At 36.3% G+C, this 26,595-nt stretch carries 30 protein-coding genes and 2 pseudogenes; 16 read left to right on the top strand and 16 right to left on the bottom strand.

The features are described from left to right. The first annotated feature begins 70 nt into the window (after positions 1 to 70). Positions 71 to 1,498 carry an integrase gene (locus tag WJM97_RS21975; RefSeq protein WP_353930882.1) on the top strand — a complete coding sequence of 476 codons (1,428 nt, stop codon included), beginning with the start codon at positions 71 to 73 and terminating at the stop codon, positions 1,496 to 1,498. A 150-nt stretch (positions 1,499 to 1,648) separates the two neighbouring features. Here WJM97_RS21975 and WJM97_RS21970 read toward each other — a convergent pair whose 3' ends face one another. The 12 genes and pseudogenes from WJM97_RS21970 to nifB form a co-directional block, all read right to left on the bottom strand. Next, entirely contained in the window at positions 1,649 to 2,311 is a 663-nt protein-coding gene (locus WJM97_RS21970; RefSeq protein WP_353930881.1) for a class I SAM-dependent methyltransferase, read from the bottom strand. Between the two features lie 74 nt (positions 2,312 to 2,385). Then, positions 2,386 to 2,613: a type II toxin-antitoxin system HicB family antitoxin gene (locus tag WJM97_RS21965; protein WP_353930880.1), complete on the bottom strand. Its 228-nt coding sequence runs from the start codon at positions 2,611 to 2,613 to the stop codon at positions 2,386 to 2,388. A 2-nt stretch (positions 2,614 to 2,615) separates the two neighbouring features. Beyond that, positions 2,616 to 2,831, bottom strand: coding sequence for a type II toxin-antitoxin system HicA family toxin (locus WJM97_RS21960; protein WP_353930879.1), 216 nt, complete (start codon positions 2,829 to 2,831; stop codon positions 2,616 to 2,618). Positions 2,832 to 2,871: 40 nt separating this feature from the next. Beyond that, the gene (locus WJM97_RS21955; protein WP_353930878.1) at positions 2,872 to 3,069 is read right to left on the bottom strand and encodes a type II toxin-antitoxin system HicB family antitoxin; all 198 of its coding nucleotides are present in this window, start codon (positions 3,067 to 3,069) and stop codon (positions 2,872 to 2,874) included. A 50-nt stretch (positions 3,070 to 3,119) separates the two neighbouring features. Beyond that, on the bottom strand, positions 3,120 to 3,419 hold the full coding sequence (locus WJM97_RS21950) for a hypothetical protein (RefSeq protein ID WP_353930877.1): 300 nt from the start codon (positions 3,417 to 3,419) through the stop codon (positions 3,120 to 3,122). A 113-nt stretch (positions 3,420 to 3,532) separates the two neighbouring features. Next, positions 3,533 to 4,006 carry a restriction endonuclease gene (locus tag WJM97_RS21945; RefSeq protein WP_353933240.1) on the bottom strand — a complete coding sequence of 158 codons (474 nt, stop codon included), beginning with the start codon at positions 4,004 to 4,006 and terminating at the stop codon, positions 3,533 to 3,535. A 1,152-nt stretch (positions 4,007 to 5,158) separates the two neighbouring features. Next, a pseudogene (locus tag WJM97_RS21940) lies at positions 5,159 to 6,148 on the bottom strand (site-specific DNA-methyltransferase); the annotation flags it as partial. A gap of 409 nt (positions 6,149 to 6,557) precedes the next feature. Next, positions 6,558 to 6,992: pseudogene (locus WJM97_RS21935) on the bottom strand (AAA family ATPase); the annotation flags it as partial. Between the two features lie 225 nt (positions 6,993 to 7,217). After that, the gene (gene nifU, locus WJM97_RS21930) at positions 7,218 to 8,120 is read right to left on the bottom strand and encodes a Fe-S cluster assembly protein NifU (RefSeq protein WP_353930876.1); all 903 of its coding nucleotides are present in this window, start codon (positions 8,118 to 8,120) and stop codon (positions 7,218 to 7,220) included. 99 nt (positions 8,121 to 8,219) lie between these two features. Further along, positions 8,220 to 9,428, bottom strand: coding sequence for a cysteine desulfurase NifS (nifS, locus tag WJM97_RS21925; RefSeq protein WP_353933239.1), 1,209 nt, complete (start codon positions 9,426 to 9,428; stop codon positions 8,220 to 8,222). A 127-nt stretch (positions 9,429 to 9,555) separates the two neighbouring features. Next, positions 9,556 to 9,894: a 4Fe-4S binding protein gene (locus WJM97_RS21920; RefSeq protein WP_353930875.1), complete on the bottom strand. Its 339-nt coding sequence runs from the start codon at positions 9,892 to 9,894 to the stop codon at positions 9,556 to 9,558. Between the two features lie 121 nt (positions 9,895 to 10,015). Beyond that, positions 10,016 to 11,452, bottom strand: a complete 1,437-nt coding sequence (gene nifB, locus WJM97_RS21915) for a nitrogenase cofactor biosynthesis protein NifB (protein WP_353930874.1) — start codon at positions 11,450 to 11,452, stop codon at positions 10,016 to 10,018. Between the two features lie 1,044 nt (positions 11,453 to 12,496). Here nifB and WJM97_RS21910 point away from each other — a divergent pair. Next, positions 12,497 to 13,441, top strand: coding sequence for an NAD(P)-dependent alcohol dehydrogenase (locus tag WJM97_RS21910; protein ID WP_353930873.1), 945 nt, complete (start codon positions 12,497 to 12,499; stop codon positions 13,439 to 13,441). Between the two features lie 173 nt (positions 13,442 to 13,614). On the opposite strand, the gene WJM97_RS21905 is transcribed toward WJM97_RS21910, so the two are convergent. Then, a complete protein-coding gene (locus WJM97_RS21905; protein ID WP_353930872.1) occupies positions 13,615 to 13,932 on the bottom strand; it encodes a hypothetical protein in 318 nt (105 codons plus the stop codon). A gap of 70 nt (positions 13,933 to 14,002) precedes the next feature. On the opposite strand from WJM97_RS21905, the gene WJM97_RS21900 reads away from it, so the two are divergent. The 3 genes from WJM97_RS21900 (at position 14,003) to WJM97_RS21890 (ending at position 14,824) form a co-directional block, all read left to right on the top strand. After that, positions 14,003 to 14,329 (top strand): DUF433 domain-containing protein, encoded by a 327-nt coding sequence (locus WJM97_RS21900; RefSeq protein ID WP_353930871.1) that lies wholly within the window; start codon positions 14,003 to 14,005, stop codon positions 14,327 to 14,329. After that, positions 14,313 to 14,648 carry a DUF5615 family PIN-like protein gene (locus WJM97_RS21895; protein ID WP_353930870.1) on the top strand — a complete coding sequence of 112 codons (336 nt, stop codon included), beginning with the start codon at positions 14,313 to 14,315 and terminating at the stop codon, positions 14,646 to 14,648. Before WJM97_RS21900 ends, WJM97_RS21895 begins: the two co-directional genes overlap by 17 nt. 116 nt (positions 14,649 to 14,764) lie before the next feature. Beyond that, positions 14,765 to 14,824 (top strand): hypothetical protein, encoded by a 60-nt coding sequence (locus WJM97_RS21890; RefSeq protein ID WP_353933238.1) that lies wholly within the window; start codon positions 14,765 to 14,767, stop codon positions 14,822 to 14,824. Between the two features lie 124 nt (positions 14,825 to 14,948). Here WJM97_RS21890 and WJM97_RS21885 read toward each other — a convergent pair whose 3' ends face one another. From WJM97_RS21885 to WJM97_RS21875, 3 genes are all read right to left on the bottom strand, one after another. Continuing rightward, positions 14,949 to 15,857, bottom strand: a complete 909-nt coding sequence (locus WJM97_RS21885) for a reverse transcriptase family protein (protein ID WP_353930869.1) — start codon at positions 15,855 to 15,857, stop codon at positions 14,949 to 14,951. Continuing rightward, positions 15,844 to 16,152, bottom strand: a complete 309-nt coding sequence (locus WJM97_RS21880; protein ID WP_353930868.1) for a helix-turn-helix transcriptional regulator — start codon at positions 16,150 to 16,152, stop codon at positions 15,844 to 15,846. Before WJM97_RS21880 ends, WJM97_RS21885 begins: the two co-directional genes overlap by 14 nt. Before the next feature lie 63 nt (positions 16,153 to 16,215). Then, on the bottom strand, positions 16,216 to 16,374 hold the full coding sequence (locus tag WJM97_RS21875; protein ID WP_353930867.1) for a hypothetical protein: 159 nt from the start codon (positions 16,372 to 16,374) through the stop codon (positions 16,216 to 16,218). 1,059 nt (positions 16,375 to 17,433) lie between these two features. Between WJM97_RS21875 and cysE the strand changes: the two genes are divergently transcribed. The 11 genes from cysE to WJM97_RS21820 all read left to right on the top strand — a co-directional run bounded on the left by cysE (position 17,434) and on the right by WJM97_RS21820 (position 26,592). Next, positions 17,434 to 18,165 carry a serine O-acetyltransferase gene (gene cysE / locus WJM97_RS21870; RefSeq protein WP_353930866.1) on the top strand — a complete coding sequence of 244 codons (732 nt, stop codon included), beginning with the start codon at positions 17,434 to 17,436 and terminating at the stop codon, positions 18,163 to 18,165. A 3-nt stretch (positions 18,166 to 18,168) separates the two neighbouring features. Continuing rightward, positions 18,169 to 18,402, top strand: a complete 234-nt coding sequence (locus tag WJM97_RS21865; protein ID WP_353930865.1) for an Asr1405/Asl0597 family protein — start codon at positions 18,169 to 18,171, stop codon at positions 18,400 to 18,402. Positions 18,403 to 18,685: 283 nt separating this feature from the next. Beyond that, positions 18,686 to 18,883, top strand: a complete 198-nt coding sequence (locus tag WJM97_RS21860) for a DUF2949 domain-containing protein (RefSeq protein WP_353930864.1) — start codon at positions 18,686 to 18,688, stop codon at positions 18,881 to 18,883. A gap of 457 nt (positions 18,884 to 19,340) precedes the next feature. Next, positions 19,341 to 20,474 (top strand): homocitrate synthase, encoded by a 1,134-nt coding sequence (gene nifV, locus WJM97_RS21855; RefSeq protein WP_353930863.1) that lies wholly within the window; start codon positions 19,341 to 19,343, stop codon positions 20,472 to 20,474. Then, entirely contained in the window at positions 20,461 to 20,751 is a 291-nt protein-coding gene (locus tag WJM97_RS21850; RefSeq protein ID WP_353930862.1) for a nitrogen fixation protein NifZ, read from the top strand. The genes nifV and WJM97_RS21850 overlap by 14 nt, the downstream gene beginning before the upstream one ends. Beyond that, positions 20,726 to 20,929 (top strand): putative nitrogen fixation protein NifT, encoded by a 204-nt coding sequence (gene nifT, locus WJM97_RS21845; protein WP_353930861.1) that lies wholly within the window; start codon positions 20,726 to 20,728, stop codon positions 20,927 to 20,929. Before WJM97_RS21850 ends, nifT begins: the two co-directional genes overlap by 26 nt. 111 nt (positions 20,930 to 21,040) lie before the next feature. Then, positions 21,041 to 21,580, top strand: a complete 540-nt coding sequence (locus WJM97_RS21840; RefSeq protein ID WP_353930860.1) for a (2Fe-2S) ferredoxin domain-containing protein — start codon at positions 21,041 to 21,043, stop codon at positions 21,578 to 21,580. Positions 21,581 to 21,978: 398 nt separating this feature from the next. After that, entirely contained in the window at positions 21,979 to 23,085 is a 1,107-nt protein-coding gene (locus WJM97_RS21835) for a hypothetical protein (protein ID WP_353930859.1), read from the top strand. Between the two features lie 64 nt (positions 23,086 to 23,149). Continuing rightward, entirely contained in the window at positions 23,150 to 23,803 is a 654-nt protein-coding gene (locus WJM97_RS21830; RefSeq protein ID WP_353930858.1) for a hypothetical protein, read from the top strand. A 610-nt stretch (positions 23,804 to 24,413) separates the two neighbouring features. Then, on the top strand, positions 24,414 to 25,547 hold the full coding sequence (locus WJM97_RS21825; RefSeq protein ID WP_353930857.1) for a hypothetical protein: 1,134 nt from the start codon (positions 24,414 to 24,416) through the stop codon (positions 25,545 to 25,547). Between the two features lie 301 nt (positions 25,548 to 25,848). Then, the gene (locus tag WJM97_RS21820) at positions 25,849 to 26,592 is read left to right on the top strand and encodes a hypothetical protein (protein WP_353930856.1); all 744 of its coding nucleotides are present in this window, start codon (positions 25,849 to 25,851) and stop codon (positions 26,590 to 26,592) included. The last annotated feature ends 3 nt before the right edge of the window (positions 26,593 to 26,595 follow it).

The following is a 26,595-nucleotide window of genomic DNA, read 5'->3' as shown; positions in this document are numbered from 1 at the left end:
CATTTTAGACTATGTTTGCAGTAATCATTGTCTGGAATAAACAGTTTTTTTATTAGGGTAAATCTAGGGTATGAACAGAACTCAGGAAGCATTTGCCGATTTTCACCAAACAGCTATTACAGATGGGGGATATTTAGGCAGAATGCAAGCAGTAAATGAACAGGAAAATCATCTCACGGCAAAATTAATCACAGAATTAAAAGCAATTAATGGTAGACTCAGAGCCGCTAATGTTTGTGTTTCTATCAGAAAATCCGGTAATTCTTTACAGTTGAGATGCACTTTACCTATTAAACCAGGGGATTTTGATAAAAACGGTAGCAGTACAAAACAATATGATATTTCTTTGGGGATTCCTTTTAATTTTGATGGTTTAAATACAGCAGAAGAAGAAGCAAATGAACTAGGAACATTGATTGCTAGAAAACAATTTCAATGGACAGATAAATATTTAGGCAAAAGTCATAATAAAATCAAAGCAAAAATCATTGGTGATTTAGTTGCAGAATTTGAACAAAACTATTTTCAAACTCGAAAACGAACTTTAAAAAGTGAAAATACTTTTAGTAGTTATTTCTATATTGCCCAAAAACATCTACCAAAAGATAAACCTGCGATAAATGCTAGTTTTATTGAAGCTGTCCAAACTTGTTCATCTTCTGATAGCGTTAAAAATGAATTAATTAAAGTCATTCGAGTTTTATGTAAATGTTCTGGTTTAGAAGTTCCGGAATTAAGTAACTTAAAAATTAAAACTACTGCAAAACGTAAGCGGGATATACCTACTGATACAGAAATAGAAACAGAATTTCTGAAGTTTGAAAATTACTCTATTAACCGTCCTAGTAAATTAACAAATAGGGAAGATAGAAACAATTGGAAATTGTGGAGATGGGTTTATGGAATGTTAGCAACCTATGGTTTAAGACCAATTGAAATTTTTGTAAAACCGGATTTAGATTGGTGGTTATCATCAGAAAATACCATGAATACATGGCGAGTTAATGAAGAATGTAAAACCGGAGCAAGGGACGCTTTACCATTATATCCCCGTTGGGTAGAAGAGTTCAATTTAAAAACTGATCTAGAAGCAATTGAATTATTAAAAGCCAAAATTAAAGATAAGATTACAAGTAGAGAAATTAATTCTGCACGACATGGAACAGATAGATGGTTTAGATTTGTGGGTGTGAATTTTCAACCCTATGATTTACGTCACGCTTGGGCAATTCGAGCGCATTTAATGGGAATTCCTATTAAAGCTGCGGCTGATAATTTGGGTCATTCTGTGAATATGCACACATCCATTTATCAAAAGTGGTTTAGTTTGGAAAATCGTAAGGTTGCAATTGAGGAAGCAATTAAGAAAAAATCGAAAGTGGAAGATTTACAAGATATGTTGATTAAGTTGGAAAAAGAAAATGAGCGGTTGAGAATTGAAAATGAAAGATTAAGATTACAGATGGGAAACCAAAATTGTGTAAACCTTAGTTATTAATTAGTAATTAAACTAACTTGCAGTTCCTAACATCAAATATGAGAAAAATCAAAACTCTAACTCTCTACTAGCTCCCGCTTATCTTGTTTCTTTTGTCAAGTTCATACTACACCAAATTAGATAGCTTACCCTGACGCTGTATGGTGCATTTTATTTTTTAAAAGTTACTCTAAATCTCCTCCCTGGTGGTGAGTCTTGCTGATCAAAATAATCCTCAAATTGTTGAAGAGATAAACCTACATCTACAAATTGCATCAGGTAATTTTTAGTTAATGGATAGGGGACTTTTTCTAGTTTTTCTTCTGGATTTCTACCCCGACAAATTATCAATAATATTCCTTCAGGAGCGAGAAAATTCGCTATTAAAGGCATAGATTGTGAACTTAATGATGTTGGTAATGATTGCAGTGTATAGGATTCTAAAATAAAATCAAAAGTTTGATTCCACTCAGCAAGAGGATGGAATAAATCAGCTACTAGATAATTAACTAAAGAATTAGGAAATCTATTTTTACACCATTTTATAGCTGAGGGAGAAATATCAAAAGCTGTGACTTGAAAACCACGTTTTGCTAATTCTTCTGCGTCATCTCCTAAACCACAACCAATTACTAATGCTGTTTTTTCTTGACCTTGAATCTGATGATCATCTAACCATTGTAGTAGGTTATGATTAGGTTGCATATTTGCCCAAGGAACAAGTTTTTCATCGTTATTAGCTTGGGAGTAAAGGATTTCAAACCACTCTTTTGGTTTTCCCGCTTCGATATATTGCTGGGCTAGATTTTGGACGGAGGTGCGATTTTCAGTCATGGATATTAGTCTTAAATATTGTGATTTACTCTATAGATAGATTAGTTTAGATGATGAAAAATGGGAAATAAAAACTACTGACCAATTATCATAGTAGAGCCTACCATTAAAGGTTGTGGTAATGTTCTTCCTTGTAATTGATATTCCTCAATCAAAAGTTCTAATACTTCTTCTCCATGCTTTAAGGCTTCGGCATAAGTGTCTCCGTGAGTATGGGCATAAGGACCGAACTCTGGAAAACTGACTACATATTTCTGATCTTCGTTTGACCATTGAATTAATATACTGTAATGGTGATTCATAATTATTCTTCCTTTTGATTTAAATTTTCTAAGTCTCTGAGGGCATTTCTTACATCACGTTCCTGATATCGATCTGCATCTGCTCCGTCTTTCCCTGATAATATCAAACTATAGGATAAACTGGCATGACTCCAAACTGTATGACTTCCTTTACCTGGTCTGTAAGTAAAGCCAGCTTTTAATAGTTTAGCTTTTAGTTCTCGAATCTTTTTAGGCACAAATAAAAAAACCCTGTATTTTATAAATGTGAAACTTATTTTATTTTAAACAAATTTCCCCATGTTCGAGTTTATCAGCAATTACTCGCAAAGCTAAAGCTTGCACATTAGAGATTACTTGTTGTTGAGTTGAACCATAAGCTAAAACACCAGGTATTTCTAAAATTTCTGCTATCCAACGTCCATCTTCTTCTTGTTCAATTTCAATAGTGAAGTGATTAGAAATTGAGTTTTTCATTATATTAACTCCACAGGATTCAACTTTTATTGTAATTGTTGAACAACTAATTAACCTTCAACAATTTTAGCATCTCTCAAACCACAACACCAAAAAAGCTCTTTTTCCTTTGCTGCTGTTAGCATATCAGATAATGTTTGGGCAGCTTCGTGAGCATCATAAGGAGACCAAACAATTGCTTCAGTAGATGCTAGTTGCTCTAGTAATAATTTTTCCTGTGATTGATAATCTGGAGATTCTAAATTACATCCTTCTTCTTTTGCTACGGCTAATAATAGAAAATGAATAAGACGCAATTTGTCTTCGTGAGATAGTTGACTAACTTGAGGTAGTAATTCATTTAATGGCATATTGTAAAATGGATAGGATAATATTAAGATAACATCGCTATCAAACTACAACACCAGAAAAGCGATCGCACCTCACAACCCACAACACCGAAAATGCGATCGCCTATAGCATTTTAATCTTCATTAAATTCAGCATCGAAATCAGTCAGCGATGCTTCTTCTTCTTCAATTTCATCAATTTCCTGATCTATCATTCCTAATTCTTTTTTAGCAAATACACGCCGCGCCCGCTTATCTAAAATTTTAATGATGTTGGTTTTATCTTCCTTAATTGCCTCAATATCTTCTTTTTGAATCAATACCATATAGTAACGAGAAACTTCCATCATTCTATAAGCATATTGAAAAGCATCTCTAGTAAATTCTCCAGTAGTTACAATCATCACTACATCAGCACCAGTTACAAAAGTCATCCCGACTTCTTTAGCTAATACTTCCACATCTACCCGTTTGGTATTTTTACATTGAATTTGCCAACGGTGATAAACAAAGCGATCTGAAGCTGCTAATACATCTACTTCACCTTGGCCTGTCTCATAATCTCGTTTACGCCATTTTGTAAACCGTAAGCTAGTTAAACGAATCATCCAAATTGCCAGCAATTCTAGGGCTTTACCCTTAATATGCTTATCAGGATGATCTAGGTCTTGGACAACATTATCAAAACTACGATTTAGTTCAGTTTGGGATATTTCTGTTATATCTGCAATAGATTCTACCAGTTTAGACAGCAATTCTTTCTGTGCTTTCTCAGTAAGTTTGACAAGATTGGGTTTAGCACCCCGTCCACCTGTAGTTTTCTCAGTTTCAATTAGCCCTGTATTTACCAAGGGTTGAATAATATCTTTAACAAATGATTTGGATGGAAATCTTACTTTATAAACGCTGATGGCATATTTAACAATATCATTCCATTTTGTTAATTCTGTAATGCTCATCTGAAGCATTGCCAACAAGAAATATTTTTGTTCTGAAGTGAGTGTGTACAGTTCATCAATATAATCCTTGTCAAGTTCCAAGATATCATATACTTGATCCCAGTTAATTTGATATTGTTTTTCAAATACTCCAGCTTCTTGTAGCCATTGCCGCATAGTGCTAACATATATGGCATTGGGAGATATAGAATAACCCATTTCCTGTAATTCATAACCAATTAAATCTAGTTTTGGTTGATCACCTCTGCTATTTATTGCTTCTATTGCTTTTAAAAGTGACATTCCTGTTAAGTTTGTCAGGATATGACGGGCAAAAATGATAGCTACTTCTTGGGGATCATTTTTATGTTCTAAAAGCTCATTACCAAGGGTAGATACTTGATACTGCCAATCATCATTTTCTGTAGATTCAACTAATTTATAAGCACGCAAAGAAAGAAATGTATTCATAGCCAATTTACTACGATTATCTTCTTTCTGTGAAGTATTTTGTGTTGAGTGCTGGGAATAATATTTTTTGGCAATAGCATTTTGTAAAGCTCGACGATCTGGTTGATAAGATATACATAGTTCTACCAAATCAGTTAATTTCATGGTTTTTGGTTCAAACTGATGCCCATAGGTAAACTTTAATTTCTGCTCTGTCATGTTATTATTATGTGATTGAAATAGGTCTAGTTGATAGGGTGTATTTTGATCAATTTTTTGGGAAACTTTATTAAATTCAGGAGCTAAATTTAAAGCTTTTGTTTTGAGTGCTTCTCTATCTCTCAGGGGATTAACAACTAATGGAGCATCATTTTCAAATCTAAATTTTGATGATTGAATGTAATTTTCATCTAATTCAAATGCTAACCAACGTCGCTCTAGTGTTTCCGCAACGCGCCCTGTAGTATTTGAGCCAGCAAATGGGTCTAAAACTAAATCACCTGGTTCTGTACAAAGTCCAATGACAAATTCAGGTAATGCTTGAGGAAAGCGAGCAGGATGAGGTTTAATTCCTTCTTCTTTACAGCGTCTTTGATAATAATCATTAGAGGCAGTATTAGAAGCAGAAATGACATTTACAGGTTGTCCCATATCATTTTCTAAAATCCAATTAAATTCAGCTAATATTGGTTTACCAATTAATGTAGATAGACCAAATTCAGAATCAGAAATAATATTTGGAGGAATTGCACCACCGCGATCATTTTTAAATTTAGTAGAAATATCATGGCCAGATGGACGCAGTTTTGCTTCATACCCATTTTTTAACAGGTTTTTCATTGCATCACTATAAGGGCGTAAAACTCGCTTATTACTTGCTTTTGGATGGGGATCTTTCGATAACCACCAAACAGTATTTACAGCATCTTTTACCCGTTCTCTACGCACTGTCACCCATTCAGCAGGGGTAGGAAGTTTTGCTGGGTTATACCAAAAAAGCTCTTGTGCAAGATAAAAACCCAGTCCTCCTTTTAACTTGGGTTTGCATAGTTCTATAACTAGCTCAAAATGATAGAGCGATCGCACTGGAACCCCTTTTTGCCAAGTACCACCAATATCTATTACTAATGATCCTTGAGGTTTCAGAATCCGGTAGAATTGACGAGCAAAGGTTTCAAACCATTCAATATATTCATGAGCATCTACGTTACCGTATTCTTTTTTACGCACTAGCGCAAATGGTGGAGATGTGCAAATTAAATCAATACTCTCATCAGGTAGTTCTGCCATCAGTTCTAGGCTATTTCCTAAGTAAGCAGCACCTAAATTAGTGGTATAGTATGGTTGAGTACCAATATTTATGGAATTATCAACGGTTGACAGGGTTGGCACGATGGTTTTGTCCTAGATTTTTTCTTATAGCAATTTAAGTTCAGATATACAGATTAACAAATTATATGTAAAATTTGAACATAAATACTTTTGTTAAAAATAAGAAGTAGTCAATTTAGAGAACATCTACTAATAAAATAGGGTAAATATGTAATGAACTTATTTAACCTATCAATCAATTATAAACCACCAATCAGTAACCCATTTATCAAAAACCAAGTATTCCCCTTGACACAAGGTAAAAAATAGGGTAAACAAAACAATAAAACCCCAACAAAAACCCCATTTACCCAACAATTCCCAGGGCAAAAATAGGGCATAAAAAAATCAAAATTTCCAACCAATTGCACCAACAAAAACCCTAAATAACCCCCCCTTAACCTTCACGGATAGGCATAGCAAAACCACCACATACAACGTCACCTAATACGTCGTAGGATACGAAATCTAAATCTGTGTAAGCACCGTTTTCTTCTAAGAAGTTAATAGCGGTGATAATACCACGACCAGCACAACCTACACCGGGTTCTGGACCACCAGATTCAACACACTTAACACCACGGAAACCAGTCAACATTACTTCATGGAGTTCGAGGTCTTCAACAGCACCTCTTTCAGCAGCCAAGTGTAATACTGTGGTTTGAGCCTTAGAGTGAAGCATCAAACGGGTAGAGTCAGCTTTAGGGTCACAACCTACGATCATGATGCGTTGACCCATTTCAGCCATAGCTGCAAGGGTGTTTTGAGAAGTGGTGGACTTACCGATACCGCCCTTGCCGTAGAATGCTATCTGTCTAATTTTTTCGTCGCTCATTGTTCTTTCCTAGTATTAGTTTGGTTTACTGGTCTTTTGTTTGTGGATTTCTCACGCCTTGTATCTACGGCAGTGAGCGTGTATAGAACGTCGCTATGGTGGCGAGCGCTCTACCAAACATAGAATTAATGTTGTGTACATAGTGTTTATGGAGTTGTAAAGAATTTTCTTTTGTCAGGTGTAGGGGTTTAGAATTGCTAAACCCTTACTATTAGAGTTTGTTTACTAAACTGCTTCAACAATGATGTCTTTGCTGATGCGATCGCGTAATCTTGATTCAATCGCAACTTTCAAAGTTGCAGTGCTGCTAGAACATGAACCGCAAGCACCTTTCAGAATTACTTTGATTTTATCGCCTTCAATATCATAAAGTTCCACATCTCCCCCATCGGCGATTAAAACGGGTCGGACTTCTTCATCTAATACCTTCTGAATTAGGGCGATTCTTTGGACATTAGTTAATGGCTTTTGTTGTCCTAATGTTGAATCTTTCGTGTTAGCTGGTACGCTATTTGTACTTGCGATTTCTTTCTCGTACTCTTGCTTAACTTCCTTTATTATATCATCAATCTTCGCTAAACAAGAACCGCATCCGCCACCAGCTTTTACATAATTTGTTACCTGTTCTGCACTGAAGAGATTATTATGTCTGACTGCTTTCTTTATCTTAGCATCAGTTATTCCAAAACAGCTACAGATTAGGACACCTTCATCATCGTCATCATGTGCCTCTAAAGGAATGCCTCTGTAATTATAGATCGCAGCTTCTAAAGCTTCCTGACCCATAACAGAACAGTGCATTTTCGCTTCAGGTAGACCACCTAAATAATCAGCAATTTCCTTATTTGTCACCTTCAAAGCTTCATCTAAAGTTAGACCTTTAACCATTTCAGTTAAAGCACTAGAAGAAGCGATCGCACTGGTGCAACCAAAGGTTTGAAAGCGAGCATCAAGAATTTTATCGGTTGCTTCTTCAACTTTCAAATGTAATCTTAAAGCATCACCACAAGAGATACTGCCTACGTCCCCAACAGAAACCTTAACACCAGGTTCATGATTATCTTCAATTGTACCTTGGTTTTTAGGATCGTAAAACAATTCTAATACTTTATCAGTGTAGTCCCACATAGTTGCTAATTGGTAATTGCTAATTGGCGATTGGTAACTGGTGATTGGTAATTGGTAATTGAAATCAGATATTTCCTATTACCCATTACCTATTACACATTACCTATTTACTAAAGTTTGCTCTTGCTGTTTTAACCAACCGGCATCATCATTTTTGAAGGGAGATAAAGCCCGGAGTTTTTCCACAATTTCTGGCATTACAGCTATTACTTGATCAACTTCTTCCTCAGTGGTGTAGCGACAAAGACTGAAGCGAATTGAACCATGTAAAGTAGTGTAAGGTAAACCCATTGCTCGTAAAACATGAGACGGTTCTAAAGAACCAGAAGTACAAGCAGAACCGGAAGAAGCACAAATACCATGCTTATTCAAAAGTAACAGAATTGCTTCACCTTCAATGTACTTGAAACCAATGTTAGAAGTATTAGGTAATCTATTCTTGACATCACCATTTACTTCACAGTCGGGAATCTTTTCAAGTAAGGCTTTTTCCAAGCGATCGCGCAACTTTATTTCTCTCTTAGTTGCCTCTTGCAAGTTTAACAGTTCCAGTTCCGCAGCCTTACCTAAAGCAATAATACCGGGAACATTTTCTGTACCTCCCCTGCGACCTCTTTCTTGGTGTCCACCTATTAAGAAAGGACGGAATCTCACACCACGTCTCACATACAAAGCACCAATACCTTTAGGAGCATGAATTTTATGACCAGATATTGTTAACATATCAATTGTACTGGTCTTCATATTCAAGGGTACTTTACCTACCGCTTGTACTGCATCAACGTGAAAGATTGCTCCATATTCTTTAACTCTAGCACCAATTTCTTCAATGGGAAAAATTGTGCCGGTCTCATTATTGGCATACATTACTGTTACTAAAGCAGTGTTGCCAGTCAGAGCAGCTTCTAACTCATTCAGATCAATTTGTCCCTTACTATTAACAGACAAATAAGTAACTTGATAACCTTGGGTTTCTAATAGTTTGCAGACATTTAAAACCGCTGGATGTTCTACTTGGGAAGTGATGATGTGACGTTTTTCTGGTTGAGCTAATAACGCAGCTTTAATAGCAGCATTATCACCTTCAGTTCCACAACTTGTAAAGATAATTTCCGACTCTTCTGCACCTAGTAAAGCTGCAACATTTTCCCTAGCTTTTTTCACATCTTTGGCAAGTTGACCGCCAAAAGTGTGCATACTAGAAGGATTAGCATAGTAGTCACTCAAGTAAGGTAACATAGCCTCGATCACTTGAGGATCTACTTTAGTAGTTGCATTATTATCTAGATAGATGCAATTCTTTAACATTGCGCTCATTAGTTATTAGTTATGATTTATTACTTATTGGATTTAGGTAATTGGTAATAGGTAATTGGTGATTGGTAAGAATAAACTCTTGCCTTTTTACTGTCACCTGTCACCTGTCACCTATTAACTAAGCCACTACTTGTTGTTTTTTCAATTGTTCAGATAACTTCTGGGAATAAGTGTTATACCAGCGTTCCCAATAATCTTGTTTATTGGTTAACTTCGCCATAACACGATTGTATGTAGCAAACCAATTTTCCCAGTAATCACTTAGTTGTTCTACACAACCATTAGCAGTAGGACAAACTGCTTTACATTGGGGTACTGTGTAAATACTATCAGCGCAGTTTGTACAACGTTCCGAGTCTATTATGTGTCTACCTTCAACTTCTTGAATTGCACCATTAGGACATACAGACACACAAAGGTTGCAGGAAATACATTGGCCAGTAATTGTGTAAGCCATGATTATTTCTCCTTTAGGGGTTTTGGGCTGTAGTAATGGGTGAAGAGAGATGCCAATTCGTAATTCGTAATTCGTAATTCGTAATTCGTAATTCGTAATTCGTAATTGGCATTAATATCTATTACTGATTAGCCTTTACATACTGCTCGTAAAACTCTAAAGCAACTTTTTCAATTACGTCATAAGCTTCAACAGTCTGTATGCCGGCTGCGTTTAATTTCTCTTTGGGACAGTTACCTATTTTAGAAACTAAAACCGCTTGGCAATCTGCAATTTCTTTCATTATATTGTCTGCGGTAGCTTCTTCACCGTATCCACCTTGACAATATTGATCAATTCGACGATGACCAACATAACGTACTTCATTTCCATCTACTTCGTAGACTTGAAATTCTTTAGCATGACCAAAGTGTTGGTTAACTAATCCACCACCTTTAGTAGCCACTGCCACGAGAATTTTTTGATTAGTAGTAGTTGGTTTGTCAGCCTGAACTTTTGCTTTTGCTAGTTTGATTTCTTCTCTGAATTTTTCAATTCCTTCGTGTACTTCTTGGCGAGTTTCTAGGTTATATTCTGGGGACATTTCCAAGAATTTATCTTTAGTAAATTCCTGGCTGCGGTCTTCTCCTAATAATCCTACCGCATCGGCTCGACACTGACGACAGTGACGCATCATTTTCATGTTACCAGCACAGTTATCTTGAACTTCTTTGAGTTCTTTTCCTGTTGGTCCACGTTGACCGGTTAACCCGAAATGTGTACCATGTTCTGGTGCAGAAATTAGCGGCATGATATTGTGCAGGAATGCACCTTTTTCACGAATTGCTTTGTTAACTTCCACTAAATGTTTATCATTAACTCCGGGAATCATCACAGAATTAACTTTACACAAAATATCAGCTTCTTTTAAAGCCTGTAATCCTTCCATCTGCTTTTCTAGCAGAATTTTAGCACCTTCTACACCTTTATAACGTTTGCGTTTATAGTGAACCCAAGAATAGATTTGCGCGCCTATTTCTGGATCAATGGTGTTAAGGGTGATGGTAACGTGATCTATATTTAATTGTTTGATACGGTCTATATATTCAGGTAGCATCAAACCATTTGTTGATAAGCAAAGCTTAATATCTGGGGCTTTATCTGCGATCAACTCAAAGGTACGAAATGTTTTTTCTGGATTTGCTAAAGGATCTCCAGGTCCAGCAATTCCCAAAACTGTCATTTGAGGAATTTTACCTGCTATCACCAATACTTTGTGTGCAGCTTCTTCTGGTGTGAGTAATTCGCTTACTACTCCAGGACGGCTTTCGTTAGCACAGTCATACTTGCGGTTACAATAGTTACATTGTATGTTGCAAGCTGGGGCAACAGCAACGTGCATCCTTGCATAATGGTGATGGGCTTCTTCGCTATAACAGGGGTGGTTAGCGATGCGTTCTTTGAGTTTTTCATCCATTTCTGGGACTGTGCTGCTGTCGCAACCACAACCACCAGATTTGGCGTTGATATTAGCTTCCTGTTCGGAGGAGGTGAGGAGTCCTGTAGCCGGTTGTGTCATTGATTTCGCAAGGGTTCGGTGGACTAAATAGCCACTGTGGGAGATGCCGTTGCTACTTCCAATGCCTATGAACTGAAAGTCGCGTCTGTTACTTATTCTGCCCCATGGCTTAATTTGGCTATTCTAGATTGAAAATTTTAGGGAATTTTTCTCCAAAATCTGCAAATCTAAGATCCCAAATTAATACAGTAGTGGGCGGATAATCGCTTCGGCTGGTGTGTATAAACTTTGGGTCTAGGGTAGACTTGGTTGGTACAGCCGCGACTTCCATTCACTTCAGGCATGGTGCTATCTCATCCCTCCACTCACTTTTTGCCTCTCTTTTGTTAAGGAGCGTTAAGTGATTGGCGATAAATGATTTATAGCAGCACTGTTTAAATAGGTTTTTGCTACCTTGAGGATAGAATTTATTGGATATATTACCTGTGTACTCAGATTTATTCATCCCAGTATTTATCAGGATTACAAAGATTAAATAATTTTTTTTCGGGTAGGGGTACAAGTATTTTTATGTGAGGGTACGAGTATTTATGAAGCGGGGTTGAGGATTTCTTTGTACTCATTCACAACCCAAGTCCTATCAAGGATTGGGAGAATTTCTGATGAATTTGCAGTTATATTTACAAGGTACTCAAATAACTATCTCATACTACTAAAAGTCTTTATTTTCAGTCAATTTGAGGCCAATTAATGGAGTGAGGTTAGCCGAACTGCTTCAGATAATTATTAAAAAGGTTTCTGTATATAACATAGCATTTTTTTTTTGTTAAAAATGCAGTTAATCTTCTTTTAACTTTTCGTCTTCCTAAATACCTGTGGATGATTCAGGCTTTAATAAAAGCATAACTCTTAATGCAGATAATTTGCAAGTAATATCATTTATTTTATGCAGGAAATAGGTAATTGGGTAGAGGTAAAGGAGGATAGGGAATGAGAAATAATATCAAATCCGTTGATAGAAAATAGGTAAAAATTAATCACCATGAACTTTTGGCGATCGCTACAATATATTTATGATAAACAGATATAAAAAGGATAAATGTAATGAAAGCTATTGTTATCCGTGGTTATGGTTCTCCTGAAGTCCTTAAATATGAAGAGGTGGCAAAACCGCCAATTAAACCAGATCAATTACTTGTCAAGGTTCATGCTAGTAGTGTTAACCCCATTGACTGGAAAACCCGCAAGGGAATGTTGAGTATTTTGACTGGAAACAAATTTCCTTTAATTCTCGGTTTTGATGTTGCTGGAGAGGTAGTGGAAGTTGGTTCACAGGTGACGGGCTTTCAAGTAGGAGATCCTATTTATGGTAGTACCAGCTTTCCTGGTGGCGCTTATGCGGAATTTGCTGCTATCCCCGAAAATTTAGCAGCTACCAAACCTATAAATATGAGTTACCAAGAAGCAGCCACCGTACCTTTAGCGGCGTTAACGTCTCTCCAAGCATTGCGAGACTTAGGAAATATCAAATCAGGTCAAAATGTCTTGATTAATGGTGCATCTGGCGGTGTGGGCATCTTTGCAGTACAGATTGCTAAGGCGTTAGGAGCTAATGTAACTGGTGTTTGCAGTACCAGAAATTTGGATTTGGTCAAGTCTTTAAATGCAGATTTAGTGATTGACTATACCCAAGAGGATTTTACCAAGGGTAATTTACAGTACGATATTATTTTTGATGCTGTTGCTAAAAAAACATTTGCTGATTGTAGAAAGGTCTTAAAGCCAAATGGGGTTTATATTTCAACATTGCCGATTCCCGAAGTAATTTTGCAGAGTGTGTTAACTGCGTTTCTTCCTGGTCAAAAGGCGAAAATTGTGTTAGAAAAACCCAATAGTAAAGATTTAATTTATTTAAAAGATTTAATAGAAACTGGGAAATTACGGACTGTGATTGATTGCATATATCCGTTACAAGAATTAACTGAAGCTCATCGTTATAGTGAGGGGGAAAGGACAGTGGGGAAAATTGCTATTGCAATTGTTAGTTAATTACAGAAATAAGTTTCGCGCAATCTCCGTCAGGAGATCCCGGAGGGTAGAGGCAAAGGAGCGAAGATGGTTGAGGAAATTATTTAATTCCTTACTTGTTGAAAAGTTTTATAATTTTTACAAACAACCTCTAAACAAATATCACCTTGTAAATGAAAATAAATTAGAGATTTTCAATTGGTGTTATCTACTTGATTTTGATTTACAAATGGATAGGATTTAGATAAATATTCCTGGATATTATTTTCAATTTCTTTGAGTTCAACTTCTCCTACCCAAAAACAAATATCCTCATCTTCTGTATTTAGAGGTTGAGAAAAAACCAGGTGAATAATGTGGTAAAATTCAATGGCTACATCATCCGCTTCAAGACCAAAAGTAAAATCAAGACGTAATCCCAGGTTTTGAGGATTTAAGGAAATACCAACTAAATCAGCACTTTTTAAATCATCGAGAAAATCTGATAACATAAAATCATTGTTTATAAACATCTTTACGGTTCAGGTTGAATAAATAATTTAATGTGATATAATATGAGGTGATTTATAAAAATCACAGATTATGACTACTTTATCTGTTAGCAAAGAACATATAGTTATTACTCCGGGAGTATGTGGAGGAAAACCACGTATTGCGGGACATCGGATCAAAGTTCAGGATATTATTATTTGGCATGACAGAATGGGAATGTCACCTGATGAGATTATTTATCAATATCCTAGTATTACTTTAGCAGATGTTTATGCAGCTTTGACTTATTACCATGATCACAGAGAAGAAATCAGACAGCAAATTGAAGAAGGGGAAAATTTTGCTAAACAATTGCAAGGGGATAAACCATCTTTAGTGGAAAAGATTTTAAAGGGTGAAAATGTCAAACAAGATTAAGTTTCACCTTGATGAAAATGTTGGTAATGCTATAGCGATCGGTTTGAGAATGAGAGGAATTGATGTTACAACTTCTCCAGAAAAAGGGTTAATTGGTACATTTGATGAACAACAATTAGCTTTTGCTGTTTCTCAACAACGAGTTATTTTTACCTTTGATGATGATTTTCTGAGTTTAGCTGCTACAGGAATTGAACATTGTGGTATTATCTATGCTCGCCAAAAACGTCAGTCAATTGGAAAAGTCATCAGTGATTTAGTTTTAGTATGGGAATGTTTAGAACCTGAATATATGTTCAATAATATTGAATTTTTGTAGTTCATTTTATCTTTTATACATAGAGAAACCGTTTGTATGGTTCTCCACCTAAAGTTATATGGTTACGCTGTGGAAATGCACCAACAAAAGAGGTTGAATCTCTACTGCGTTCTGGGGTGGAGGTAATTCAAACATTGCCTGATAATCCAAATCTGGATTGTTTAGAATTGTATTAATAAAAATTTGGGATTGGTGGTAAATGGTGGGTTACGGTGCAGAAAGATTATTTTCTTTTAATTCTGATTTACTCACGTATCTAACTTACCGTACAATTAATACAGCATATTTCATTCCATGTATTCAAGTTTTATCTGCCTGAATATCATTAGCATTCTTGATTTGCCTTTCGTTTGATCTCAATCCCTTCAACTGTTCCTGCAATTTATTACGCTTATGAATATCTGGCTCTGCACAAATTTCTTTCCTAATCTCATACATTTTTTTATGTTGTCGGTTAGGTAGCTTTAAAATACCTTTTTTAATAATGACCCCGGTTACTTCAGATGATTTTTTGCCTCTGTAGTCTTTTTCTTTTGTATCGTTACTGAGTAATCCGTAACCATGAAACTTCTTTTTAATTTGCCAAATTAGTTTATCGCTTACATGAGTTCCAGAGATTGTAACATCATCCACATAAACAGTGAGAGTGCAACCTGCTAGTTCAACAATCTCATTGATCTCTTCCCACATATCTATATGGGCAAAGTAAGACAAGAGCGGACTTAACGGACTTCCAGTGGGCAAATGCTCTTTGTAGCTTGAAAGTTTTGTTAAAATCCCAGCGACATCCGAAGAACATTTCATCCGTTTATGGAAAAACCAATAAATGCGTTTTGATGCTGTAGATGGAAAATACTTCTTGATGTCAAGACTTCTTACTTCAAGACTGTTTATGTGAGCCTTTGCATTACTAACATAAGAACATCCCTTCGCTGGTCCATGAATGTAGTTCGGGATTTCTATGCGCTTCAAAAGTTCTTCAATACATTTCTGAACCTGCTTTAGTTCAGGTTTTGGTTTTTCCACAAGACGAGGTTTATTTCTCTGTGGGTCAAAAAATTCTTTCTCTGTATATAAATCCTTAGACAGAGTAAGTTGTTTGAGATTGGTGAGTTTTAAGTTCAGGAGGTTTGCAAGCTTTTTCTTGGTTTGCAAATAATAGAAAGGTGATTGGTCTAATTTATACTTTGTTTTTTTACTCTTCGGCATAAGCATGACCAGACCTTTCAGCAATGAAATTGAGGATTGCAATAATTTTAGAAGATACAAACGTCCTCAATTTTTCTGTTTTCACATCTTTATTTAAGCTCTCGGAAAAGAACATAATCGATGAAACAGGTATATCAAAAAACTCCGAATAACGATTGAGTAAATCAAGCGTTGGAATCTTTTTCCCTGATTCAATCTCGGAAATATATGACTTAGATATTCCTAGTTTCCCCGCTAACTCCTTTTGTCGCAAATCATAAAATACCCTCATCAACCTTAAAGCCTCATTTAACATAATCAGTCTTCCTTAGCTGTAGGGTTTGCTCAAAAGTAGTATAGAAGAGTTAGCAGTCTAGTCCTAAAACCAATCGAATAGCCACTTCAGTAGTTTGAAAATGACTTGACCGATTTGAAACAACAGACGAAGCGTTTTAGGTTTACGGAGCCACTTCAGCCACCGCTTGCTTTTACGCTTTTTCAACTGCTCCTGCCGTTTGTCGGGAAGTTGATTGTTCATATTGAACCTCTTTACCTATGGGTTTGATTACACTTATGCGCTGAACGCGAATAAGCTTTGCCTTAAACAAACCCGGAGAACGGCAGTTTTAATCCTCCTTATACTTGGCGCAGCCGCTTTGCCTTGGCTGCGATTGTACACTGCTCCTTCAGTAGTCTTGCTTCATTGCTTATCTCAGTTGAGTTTACGCCCTTAAGTCGTTTACCGTTGAGTAGCTGACGAAGTATGTTCACTGACTGTTAGTGACAAAATACGGTAGAAGATTATAAATCTTCCTCAGATCGTAGTGAGCGATCCAGTGAGTGACAAATATCTCCTTTAACCCGACCAAAGTTACTATAACATAGTCTTGTAAAATAGTTTCGCCAACAGCGAACTTTTTTTTGAAATATTAGATACGGAGGATTTACAACCCTCACATCACGATAAAACATAGATCGAGTCTTATCTTATACTCAATATTCTAATTAAAAAATGTCTCCCGCCAGCTACAGACGTGCAGATATGCAATCAATTCCCCATACGCGAAAGTAAAAAATCCTGTTTTACCTTAGAGGATGTTTGAAAAGCCTCTCATTATGTATCAAATATTTTCTAATCCCCCGATATCCCCCTTCCCACCTACAAACAAAAAATCCTAAAACAAAATAAAGAAACCAAGATTTTAACTACCAAAACTCTAAACTAATAATAGTAATAGCAAATACACAAAGCCCATATTTACTGTCATCAACATGACTTTTCTGGGTCAATGAGTACAACTTAATATAGCTAAAAATATCTTGCCTAAACTGCTGCAAATATCCCAGGCAAACAGATTTATCTTGAGTACAAAAAAGCTGCGACCCTACCCCCAGAAATACCAATACCCCTGTGATAAAAATCTAGTACCCCTATCCTCATAAAAAATGTAAAGTTATATTAAATAGGATATTCAACCTTTGAGTGCAAACATAATAAATTCAATAAATCTAATCCATATGTGCATTTTCCTTTGCTTTTGAGTCATCTGGTATAAGCATAAAAATACAACTTGGCTCTTTAAACCAGACAGTAACGATGCAACAGTCTCTAGACAGTCTCAAAACCCAAACTGCAAATACAGACTCGCAGAAAAATATACTCTCTGGCGATTTATTTGAGCCATTAATGAGTGATTTTCGGATTATTTTTGAGCGTGATCCGGCCGCACGCAATTGGTTAGAAATAATCTTTTGTTATCCTGGCTTTCATGCTTTATGTTGCCACCGTTTTGCACATTGGTTACACATCCGCAAAGTGGGTTTTATTCCCCGTTTAATTTCTCATTTGGGAAGATTTTTTACAGGTATTGAAATTCACCCAGGGGCAAAAATTGGTAAAGGTGTATTTATTGATCACGGTATGGGAGTTGTCATTGGAGAAACTGCCATTGTCGGTGATTATACACTGATTTATCAAGGTGTAACTCTCGGTGGAACAGGGAAAGAAAGCGGTAAACGTCATCCTACTGTGGGAAATCATGTAGTTGTGGGTGCGGGTGCGAAAGTATTAGGAAATATTCAAATTAGCGATCGCGTGCGAATTGGTGCAGGTTCAATAGTTTTACGGGATGTTCCTCCAGATTCTACCGTAGTTGGTATTCCTGGACGGATTATTTCCCAAAAACAAAATAAACGTATTTCTCCTTTGGAACATGGCAAATTACCGGATGTAGAAGCAGGTATCATTCGTTCTTTGCTTTCGAGAATTGAAAAACTAGAACAACAACTGCAAACCATAAATAATCATCAGCAACATGAGGATCATTAAACTATGTTCTCAAATGAACAAATTTTAGATATTCCTCTCAGCGATAGATGGCAAGTTTATCACCGTTTGCAAGATTTAATGATTACTTGTTCCTGTCCTGCGGATGGTTCTTTACGAGTACAAGTAAATACTTTACAAGAAGCAATGCTTGTTCACAGTACAGTCATGCAATTTATAGCTTCCCGTTGTGAATTGCTGGCATGGTTAGAAGTTTGTTGGAGTCAAACTATTGAGTAAATGATAACAATTTGCAAATTATCAAATGTCTAATCAATACAATAACAGATGTAAATTCATGATCCAATCTGTATTTGTCCTCTGCAAAATCTAAGTTATTGTTTACTCACAAAAAACCTTGCAGACTGAAGGATTTTAACCTAAGCTTAGGTTTCACTCACTCTGCTAAATCTCAAATTCTCTGACATTTTCTCTGCCTATACAGAGTGAAATTACCTGTTAAATATAGGAATATTAGTTTTTCATTTAATCTGATCTACTGTCACATTTTCAAAGTCAAATTATGGTAAACCGTAGCAGCGATAATAAATTACTCCACTTTCTACACAATGAATTGGAACTTCCTCAAGCAGATATTGCTGTTGCCTTGCGACATCGTGAATTTGATCAAGGCCCCATACCAATGTTGCTTTGGCAGTATGGTTTCATTGATTTAGAGCAGTTAGAAAAGATTTTTGATTGGTTAGTAGAACACTCTTGAATTTTTAACCATTAGGTAAATACTATGATTGCTAGTTTAATTGCCGGATTAAGTATCCTATTACTTACAGGAATTACTAATAGCTATATTAGCTACTGGCTATTTGTTGAGACTCCTAATCAAAAGAAGAAAAAACATTCTTAAACGATACTAAATTTTAGTCTCCTATCATACAGATGTGGTGTGAGTTATTGATCAATAATTAAATATTATAAACATCCTCTAATAACTGGTGGCATTTTTAGCTGTTATCTAGAAAAGTTTAATATTTATTTAATCTCTATGAATTCTAGAAATTATAGCCTTAAAGGGTATTAGTAATTAGTAATAATTCATGGTTAAAAAGATTTGATCAATCAATAGATGATCAATTAATGCTTTTTAGATTCACAGTTAAAAAGCTAGATATTAACCGCTGAATACTTACAGTAAAAACTCTGCTAGAGGTATGTTTGAGATGAGCAAAATCATTATTAATGATACTACATTGCGGGATGGAGAACAGGCAGCAGGAGTTGCCTTTAACTTACAAGAAAAAGTGGCGATCGCTAAATTTCTTGATGCCATTGGTGTACCTGAATTAGAAGTAGGTATTCCTGCTATGGGGCAAGAAGAAATTAATGCCATTACAACCATTAACAATTTAGATTTAGATGCTAAATTACTAGGTTGGAATCGCGCTGTAATCTCTGATATAAAAGCCTCTATTGCTTGTGGATTAAAAAGAGTACATATTGCTATTCCCGTTTCTGGTATTCAAATTGCTGCTAAATTTCATAGTCAATGGCGAGTCAGTTTGCAACGATTAAAAGACTGTATTAACTTTGCTCTTGATCATGGTCTTTGGGTTGCAGTGGGAGGAGAAGATTCTTCTAGAGCAGATCCTAGTTTTCTCGAAGATGTAGCTTTATATTCCCAAGAATGGGGTGCATCTAGATTTCGTTTTTGTGATACCGTTGGCGTTCTTGATCCCTTCGGAACTCACCTGAAAGTTAAACAATTAGTATCTATTTTATCAATTCCTGTAGAGATTCACACTCATAATGATTTTGGACTGGCAACAGCTAACGCAATTGCCGGTCTTAAAGCTGGTGCTGTTTCTGTAAATACCACCGTCAATGGTTTAGGTGAAAGAGCAGGAAACGCCGCTTTAGAAGAAGTTATCATGGCTCTCAAATGTATCTACAAAATTGATTTGGACATTGATACTCAACATTTGTTGAAACTGTCTAAATTAGTCGCTCATGCTGCCGGTGCAAATGTTCCTCCCTGGAAAGCAATTGTCGGTGAAAATACCTTTACTCACGAGTCTGGAATTCATACTCATGGGGTGATGAAAAACCCAGAAACCTATGAACCTTATTTACCAGAAGCAGTAGGTTGGGAACGTCGTTTAGTAATAGGTAAACATTCTGGAAGGCATTTATTGTCTAATTTATTAGCACAGAATGGTATCTTTTTGAATCCAGAAGCAACCCAATCTGTGTTAAATGCAGTCCGTCATGAATCAACACTAAAAAAACGTAATCTCACCACAGAAGAACTTGTGAATTTAGTCCGTGAACAGAGGTATTCCCATGCAACGCGATGAAATAGAAATAGATTCTCCGCCAATTTTTGAAATTGGTGAAAAAGTCCGAATCAAGAAACTTATCAAAAATGATGGTACTTTTCCTGGTCGAGAAATTGGAGAAGTTTTAGCAAAAATTGGCGATGTTGGTTATGTAGCAAGTATAGGAACTTTTTTACAAGCCTACTATATCTATGCTGTGCATTTTTTAGATACAGGGTACATTATCGGTTGCCGGAAAAGAGAACTAGAATCTGCTGAGGAAAAACTAAATGAAAGTAATGTTACGGATGAATGATGCGGGAACTTTGGTAGCTTATGTCCCTAAAAAAGACTTAGAAGAAGAAGTTGTGAAACAGGTAGATGGTGATGCAGGTAAAGTTCTTACTCTTGCTAATGGTTGGGAATTAGAATTTAGCGAAATCCCACCCAAGGAAAAATTACCTCTAACGGTGGAAGCTAAACGTCTTTCCTAACTTTATCTCAGTAATTTATCTCAGTATTCGTTGATCGGCACTGAGTAATCAGTAGGGGTTTAGCAATGCTAAACCCTTATCGCTTTCTATCTTCTGTTTAGGGTGAATATAATGGGTGAAAAATATCTGGTGTTATCAGAATTAAATATTGAAGGTCAGTTTTTAGGTTTTGTTGGGAAAAAAGCTCGAAAACCTAAACATTTACGTTTAAGTATTCCTTCAGGAAAATTGAAAATTAAAATCCCTAAAGATTTACGTTTATCTTTGGCTAATTCTCTATTTCCTGGTGAACAAATTCATGTTGGTGGTATTAGTCAATTAAATCTTCGTAAGCATAAACTTAAACTCACTGCTTATCATGTTCAACCTATCGGTTTTTGTCCTGTACATTTTGAAATACAGCAAACAAAAGCTAAAATCATGGTTTGTCACAAATCTGGTTGTGCAAAACGAGGTGGTAAAAGTTTATTATCAGAGTTAGAAAAAACTTTGTGCGATCGCGGATTATTACACAAGGTAGAAATTGAACACACTGGTTGTCAAAACACCTGTGGCAGCGCACCTAACTGTGTTGTGAAGCTAGGTAAAAAACAATATACAAAAGTTCATCCAGATGCGATCGCCTCTTTGTTAGAAAACTACTTCATCTAAAACAACATAAATAGTAAAACTCTTATTGTAGAGATTGCACGGGTATCTTACCCGTGTGTGTTAGATTACGGACAAAAAGTTAATTTTTTATTAAACAAATTATTAGTCTTAACAACAATTTGTTTTAGCTTATACTACATATACCAACGTATTTATACTGAAAAATCTCAAATCCAAAATAGACAAGACATTATTTTCCATACTGGTCAAAATTAAATTTTTACCATATAACAGATATCAAAACCACTTGGTTGCAATCCAGTTCTAAATCAGTATTTGTACTTAGAATGTTCTGGTGCATTAGTAAAAGTTGCATTTTCCTTCCCCTATCACCAAGAAGTCTAGTAACTTGTATTATTGAACTATTGAATGGTAAAAAAAGTGTGAGGATCAAAGCATTGAATACCAACAACATTTCTCCAATTACGCCTAATAGGATCAAGACTTTAAGTGCTAATACACTAAAACTCTTAATTTTATCTACACTCATTGGCATTAATCCAGCATTCGCGGGTAATAATCCTACTGCTGCTGATCTAACCAACGAATTAACAAGCGATTCAGAAGCCAAACTATCCGAAGCTATCAACCAAGCACCTCAAACTGCATCTTTTCAAATTCACCCATCCTTGAAATTATCCCCAGCACCGGAAACTATTTCGGAAATAGAATTATCCTCAAAGGTAGTTGAAACCCTCAAAAAATCCACTCAAACATCTGCCAAGCAAATTAAAAAACCTCAAGAAATTGCCCAAGTAGATCCATCCACTGGTGTCGGTGACTCCTTTGACGAAACCAACAGACTACGGGAAGAACTATTAATAGAACCCATCGTAGAAACTGGTACAACCCGCATTATTGGCGCTCCTGCTTCCAGCGCAGGTACTCCCACTGCTTATGGTGCCAGTTGGCGACAAGCATTTATTGGTGGTGGTTTATACTTTCCCTTTGATGGTGATGTGGATGGTTCTTTCTCCGTAGGTTTTGGTTTAGGAGATGCAGTCAAAGCAGCAGGTTTAGAAGTTTCCGTCAATATCCTTAGTGTTGGTGGCCAAGAACCAAATTTTGGCGACTTTGCAGAAAGCGGAACAGTAGGATTAAAACTACACAGATACCTCACCAGCAATACAGCAGTAGCCGTAGGTTGGTCAAACGCAATTAAATGGGGAGAAGCAGACAATAACCTAGAAACAATTTATGGTGTAGTCACTCAAAGACTAGATAAACTTACCGTTTCTCTGGGTTTGGGTAGCGGTAGTTATAGATCCAAAGGTGCAAGAGCAGCACAAGAAAACGACCCCAACTTCTTTGGTAGTGTAGGTTATAGATTCATTCCCCAGGCTTCTTTTATTAGCAGTTGGACAGGCCGCGCTCTCAACGTTGGTGCTTCCTTTGCTCCTTTTGAAAATACACCTATAGTCATCAATACTATCTTTACCGATGTCACCGATAACATGGATGAATCTGGGTTTAGTTTGACAGCAGGTTACAGCATCAACTTTTAATATCTTTTCCAAGACTAGGGTTTTTTAACATTTCCACTTCCCCAGAATCAATTAAGGAAAAATCATGATTAACCAAAAAACTGCTATCCGTTTGGGTATAGCATCAATAATACTAAGCTCCTTGGTAGGTTTCCCTCTCACAGCACAAGCTGGTAAAGATGTAATTCCCGGAACAACTTCCGAATCATCTGGTACTCTTGGAGACACCTTTGATACTACTGTGATTACCCCTAATGTCACCACCAGAGTTGAAGGTGTAAGAGTTTCTGCTGACTCTAGAAATGGTGAAATAATCCTGACAGTCACAAGAACAATTCAAGTAGCATTAAATAAATTTGCCACATCTTTATTTGATGAATCTTCTACTGCTTCCTCTCAGAGAATTCAAGTCCGTGAACTCTTTACCAGAAGAGGAAAAAATGTTGTCAGTTTTACTGAAAAAACCAAACAAGATTGGGTGAGTTACGGTGTACAAGAAACACGCATAGAGGTTTTCCTCGTCAAATTATCCGAGTGTGTTACAGTAGTTGGAAAATCTGACACTGAGGATCCATTATTTGTAGACGTGAATAAATTGAGTGCAGCTATTGACGAATATAATCTACTCGTTAAAGAAAACAATGGCGGTACACTGCAAAAACTATCTCAAGATGAGACTTTCATGGAAATTAGTTCAATCCTCAAAGAATTGAGATCAGCATTAGAAACTACCATTTAATATTGATAGGATTTACACAATGTGACATCCCCGATTTCTTAAAGAAGTCGGGGATTTTAGTATTAATTAGAGTTGACTGGGAATGTTTTTTCCTTAGAGTCAAGAAACTCTTCACGTTTTAGCTATTAGGTATGGGTAATTTTGTTGATTTGTAAACAGCAAAATTTAGCCTTGTGAAACTACTTTTCAAAATAAAAATGTCATGTTTTTTACCAAAATATAAAATAAAAAGTTCAATAAATAACAATTTGCAATTATATAAAATTTCGCTGATTTTTCTGTACATTATATACAAAAACAATTATTTTTTTATCGAATTTTTATGTTAGCAACAAGGTTATATACATTTTTTAAAGAGATTTTGTGTTTTAAAAACATTTCCGGAAAACTCTAATGTATGTCTGTAAAAATCTCATATTAGAGGATATATCTAAAGGGCATTTACTATAAAAATTAGCACAATCAACCATTACTGTATCTTGTAGACAATGATACATTGATTTTCCATTGCATCTAATTGTTTAACTAAAGTAAAAATCTACTTTTTGGTAGGTTGCAAATATCCTCTTGTGAAATAAATAAATTATATAATAGTGTGAGGTATATAGCTTTGAATAAATGCCAGAATGCCAAGACAAGTTACCGAAATTGGCTGTTGTTAGTTACCATAAATCTAATAGGGCTATTCTCCCTCGCTACATTTGTATCTATTAAATCAGCATCTGCGGCTGATGGAGAAATTACTGATGTAGCAAAAAAGGAATTATCAACAGCTAAAAAATTACTATCTAATCAAGAGAAAAGCGAAATCAGCCAGCGGATAAATTTAGCAATTAATCGCTCTAAAATTGATACAAAAAAAACCAAAATTATCACCCCTAAAATAGATTCATTAGGTGATTTAGGCAATGTATCTACAGAAGCAAAAAAGCTTTTCCCCCTTGACTCCCAAAGTATCACTCAAAAGGTAGATTCATCTAATAATTCTAGTGATAACTTAAAAGATGTTGAGGAATTACGTCAAAATTTATTAATTGAACCCCTTGTCAAAACAACTCCTCAACCTAAACGTACCTATCAACCGGGACTGAGTTTTGGTACTCCCAGTGCTTTTGGTGCGGCCTGGGGTGACTTATTTATAGGAGCATCAGCCGCTACAGCAGGTAAAGCCAGGGACGGCAATCCAGACGGAAGTATGAGCGCGGGTTTTGGGATAGGAAATAGCTACGAACTGGTGGGGATAGAATTGGCTTTCAATAACGGTAGTATCAAAAACTTCGGTTATAACGGTACTTTTGACCTCAAAGCTCATCGGGTTGTCTATGTTAAACCCAACCATCAAATTGCTGTAGCTGGTGGCTGGAATACCTTTGCTCAGTATGGCAATGAAGGTATTAGACCTTCTGGTGCTTATGGTGTCATCACTTCATACTCTTTTTTACAGCCTGAAAATCCCGTTAATCCAATGGCTATGTCCTTTTCGCTAGGAGCAGGTGGTGGCGACTTCCGACAAGGGGATGCTAGTACAGGTATATTTGGTGGGGTAGGTGTGCAAGTTCATCCGCAGATAGGTATGGGTGTAGGTTGGAGTGGTGTGGGTTTAAATGCTGGTGTCTCCGTTGTTCCTATACCTACCATTCCTTTTACAATCACTGCTCAAGGTGCTGATCTCACAGATAACAGTCCAGGGGGTACAGTATTTGTTCTTACTGTGGGTTATGGTTTCAATTTCTTGCCGAGATAGAACCAATATCATGTCCGGTTGTTCGCGTAGCATCTCGTCAGAGATACACTTATCATCTCTGTTTAGGCTGGTAATTGGCAATTGGTAATTGCTAAGTAAGTTGGTGCGAAAAAAACGAGGTATGTTACAAAATGTAAAATTGCCTAAAAACCTCTTCCCTCCTGCCTCTTCATTCATAAATAGTTTTGCAACTATTCAACCCATCAACCTGGAATAGCATCAAAACTCAAACATTTTTGACAACTTTTTCAGCTAACTGAAAAAAATAAGCACTTCCAAATTTACTATCTAGAGAATCATCATGTTAAAAATCAGAACTTTGATTATTGCTCTCGCTTTTTCACCTTTAATTGCAATTAGTTGGCAATTAACAAATCAAGCTGAGGCAAATTCACCGAGTAAAGGACAAGCGGGATCTGGTAGTGGTGGTGGAACTCCACCTACAAACTATCATCCATCACCCAGTAAAGGTCAAGCTGGATCTGGTAGTGGTGGTGCAAACAATGGTGGAAACTCCAATTCTTCACCAAGTAAAGGTCAAGCCGGATCTGGTAGTGGATCTCAATCAGATGATTTCACTGTGGAAAAAAAATCTGATGGCATTGAAATCCGACTTTCACCAGAAGCTAGAGATAGGCTTAAAACCGCTTTACCTATCAATAACAATCTCCTCTCACCGTCTGCTACTGAGAGACTTCTTCATTCATTAAAACTCGGCGGACTTTCTCAACACACAGCCAAAAATTTAATCCGCGCCATCAAACAAATCTTCAAAACTACACCTGCTACAACAACAAATTCTTCTTTACTGGAGTTAAAAAAAGGACAGCTAGTAGCCAGCACAAAAGCGATCAAACCAGATGCAACTATCGCTGAAAAAAATACAGTTGTCACTGTTAATCCTAACAAGTTGAATGAAGCTATTAATCTCTACAATGAAATTGTGATGGAAAGCGATTCAGAAACTTTGAAAAAGCTGTCACAAAACTCTGAGTTTGTAGAAATTGGTCAGGCTCTGAAAGAATTAAGGTCTGTGATGAAATAGTGG

Source organism: Okeanomitos corallinicola TIOX110, assembly GCF_038050375.1.
GTDB classification, from domain to species: Bacteria; Cyanobacteriota; Cyanobacteriia; order Cyanobacteriales; family Nostocaceae; genus Okeanomitos; species Okeanomitos corallinicola.
This window is presented reverse-complemented; position numbering and strand designations above follow the sequence as displayed.

What these genes read in the sequence shown, in the direction of transcription:
- WJM97_RS21975 (WP_353930882.1), top strand. Translation starts at nt 71, where the DNA reads ATGAACAGAACTCAGGAAGCATTTGCCGATTTTCACCAAACAGCTATT.
- WJM97_RS21970 (WP_353930881.1), bottom strand. Translation starts at nt 2,311, where the DNA reads ATGACTGAAAATCGCACCTCCGTCCAAAATCTAGCCCAGCAATATATC.
- WJM97_RS21965 (WP_353930880.1), bottom strand. Translation starts at nt 2,613, where the DNA reads ATGAATCACCATTACAGTATATTAATTCAATGGTCAAACGAAGATCAG.
- WJM97_RS21955 (WP_353930878.1), bottom strand. Translation starts at nt 3,069, where the DNA reads ATGAAAAACTCAATTTCTAATCACTTCACTATTGAAATTGAACAAGAA.
- WJM97_RS21950 (WP_353930877.1), bottom strand. Translation starts at nt 3,419, where the DNA reads ATGCCATTAAATGAATTACTACCTCAAGTTAGTCAACTATCTCACGAA.
- WJM97_RS21945 (WP_353933240.1), bottom strand. Translation starts at nt 4,006, where the DNA reads ATGATTCGTTTAACTAGCTTACGGTTTACAAAATGGCGTAAACGAGAT.
- nifU (WP_353930876.1), bottom strand. Translation starts at nt 8,120, where the DNA reads ATGTGGGACTACACTGATAAAGTATTAGAATTGTTTTACGATCCTAAA.
- nifS (WP_353933239.1), bottom strand. Translation starts at nt 9,428, where the DNA reads ATGTTAAAGAATTGCATCTATCTAGATAATAATGCAACTACTAAAGTA.
- WJM97_RS21920 (WP_353930875.1), bottom strand. Translation starts at nt 9,894, where the DNA reads ATGGCTTACACAATTACTGGCCAATGTATTTCCTGCAACCTTTGTGTG.
- nifB (WP_353930874.1), bottom strand. Translation starts at nt 11,452, where the DNA reads ATGACACAACCGGCTACAGGACTCCTCACCTCCTCCGAACAGGAAGCT.
- WJM97_RS21910 (WP_353930873.1), top strand. Translation starts at nt 12,497, where the DNA reads ATGAAAGCTATTGTTATCCGTGGTTATGGTTCTCCTGAAGTCCTTAAA.
- WJM97_RS21905 (WP_353930872.1), bottom strand. Translation starts at nt 13,932, where the DNA reads ATGTTTATAAACAATGATTTTATGTTATCAGATTTTCTCGATGATTTA.
- WJM97_RS21900 (WP_353930871.1), top strand. Translation starts at nt 14,003, where the DNA reads ATGACTACTTTATCTGTTAGCAAAGAACATATAGTTATTACTCCGGGA.
- WJM97_RS21895 (WP_353930870.1), top strand. Translation starts at nt 14,313, where the DNA reads ATGTCAAACAAGATTAAGTTTCACCTTGATGAAAATGTTGGTAATGCT.
- WJM97_RS21885 (WP_353930869.1), bottom strand. Translation starts at nt 15,857, where the DNA reads ATGCCGAAGAGTAAAAAAACAAAGTATAAATTAGACCAATCACCTTTC.
- WJM97_RS21880 (WP_353930868.1), bottom strand. Translation starts at nt 16,152, where the DNA reads ATGTTAAATGAGGCTTTAAGGTTGATGAGGGTATTTTATGATTTGCGA.
- WJM97_RS21875 (WP_353930867.1), bottom strand. Translation starts at nt 16,374, where the DNA reads ATGAACAATCAACTTCCCGACAAACGGCAGGAGCAGTTGAAAAAGCGT.
- cysE (WP_353930866.1), top strand. Translation starts at nt 17,434, where the DNA reads ATGCAACAGTCTCTAGACAGTCTCAAAACCCAAACTGCAAATACAGAC.
- WJM97_RS21865 (WP_353930865.1), top strand. Translation starts at nt 18,169, where the DNA reads ATGTTCTCAAATGAACAAATTTTAGATATTCCTCTCAGCGATAGATGG.
- WJM97_RS21860 (WP_353930864.1), top strand. Translation starts at nt 18,686, where the DNA reads ATGGTAAACCGTAGCAGCGATAATAAATTACTCCACTTTCTACACAAT.
- nifV (WP_353930863.1), top strand. Translation starts at nt 19,341, where the DNA reads ATGAGCAAAATCATTATTAATGATACTACATTGCGGGATGGAGAACAG.
- WJM97_RS21850 (WP_353930862.1), top strand. Translation starts at nt 20,461, where the DNA reads ATGCAACGCGATGAAATAGAAATAGATTCTCCGCCAATTTTTGAAATT.
- nifT (WP_353930861.1), top strand. Translation starts at nt 20,726, where the DNA reads ATGAAAGTAATGTTACGGATGAATGATGCGGGAACTTTGGTAGCTTAT.
- WJM97_RS21840 (WP_353930860.1), top strand. Translation starts at nt 21,041, where the DNA reads ATGGGTGAAAAATATCTGGTGTTATCAGAATTAAATATTGAAGGTCAG.
- WJM97_RS21830 (WP_353930858.1), top strand. Translation starts at nt 23,150, where the DNA reads ATGATTAACCAAAAAACTGCTATCCGTTTGGGTATAGCATCAATAATA.
- WJM97_RS21820 (WP_353930856.1), top strand. Translation starts at nt 25,849, where the DNA reads ATGTTAAAAATCAGAACTTTGATTATTGCTCTCGCTTTTTCACCTTTA.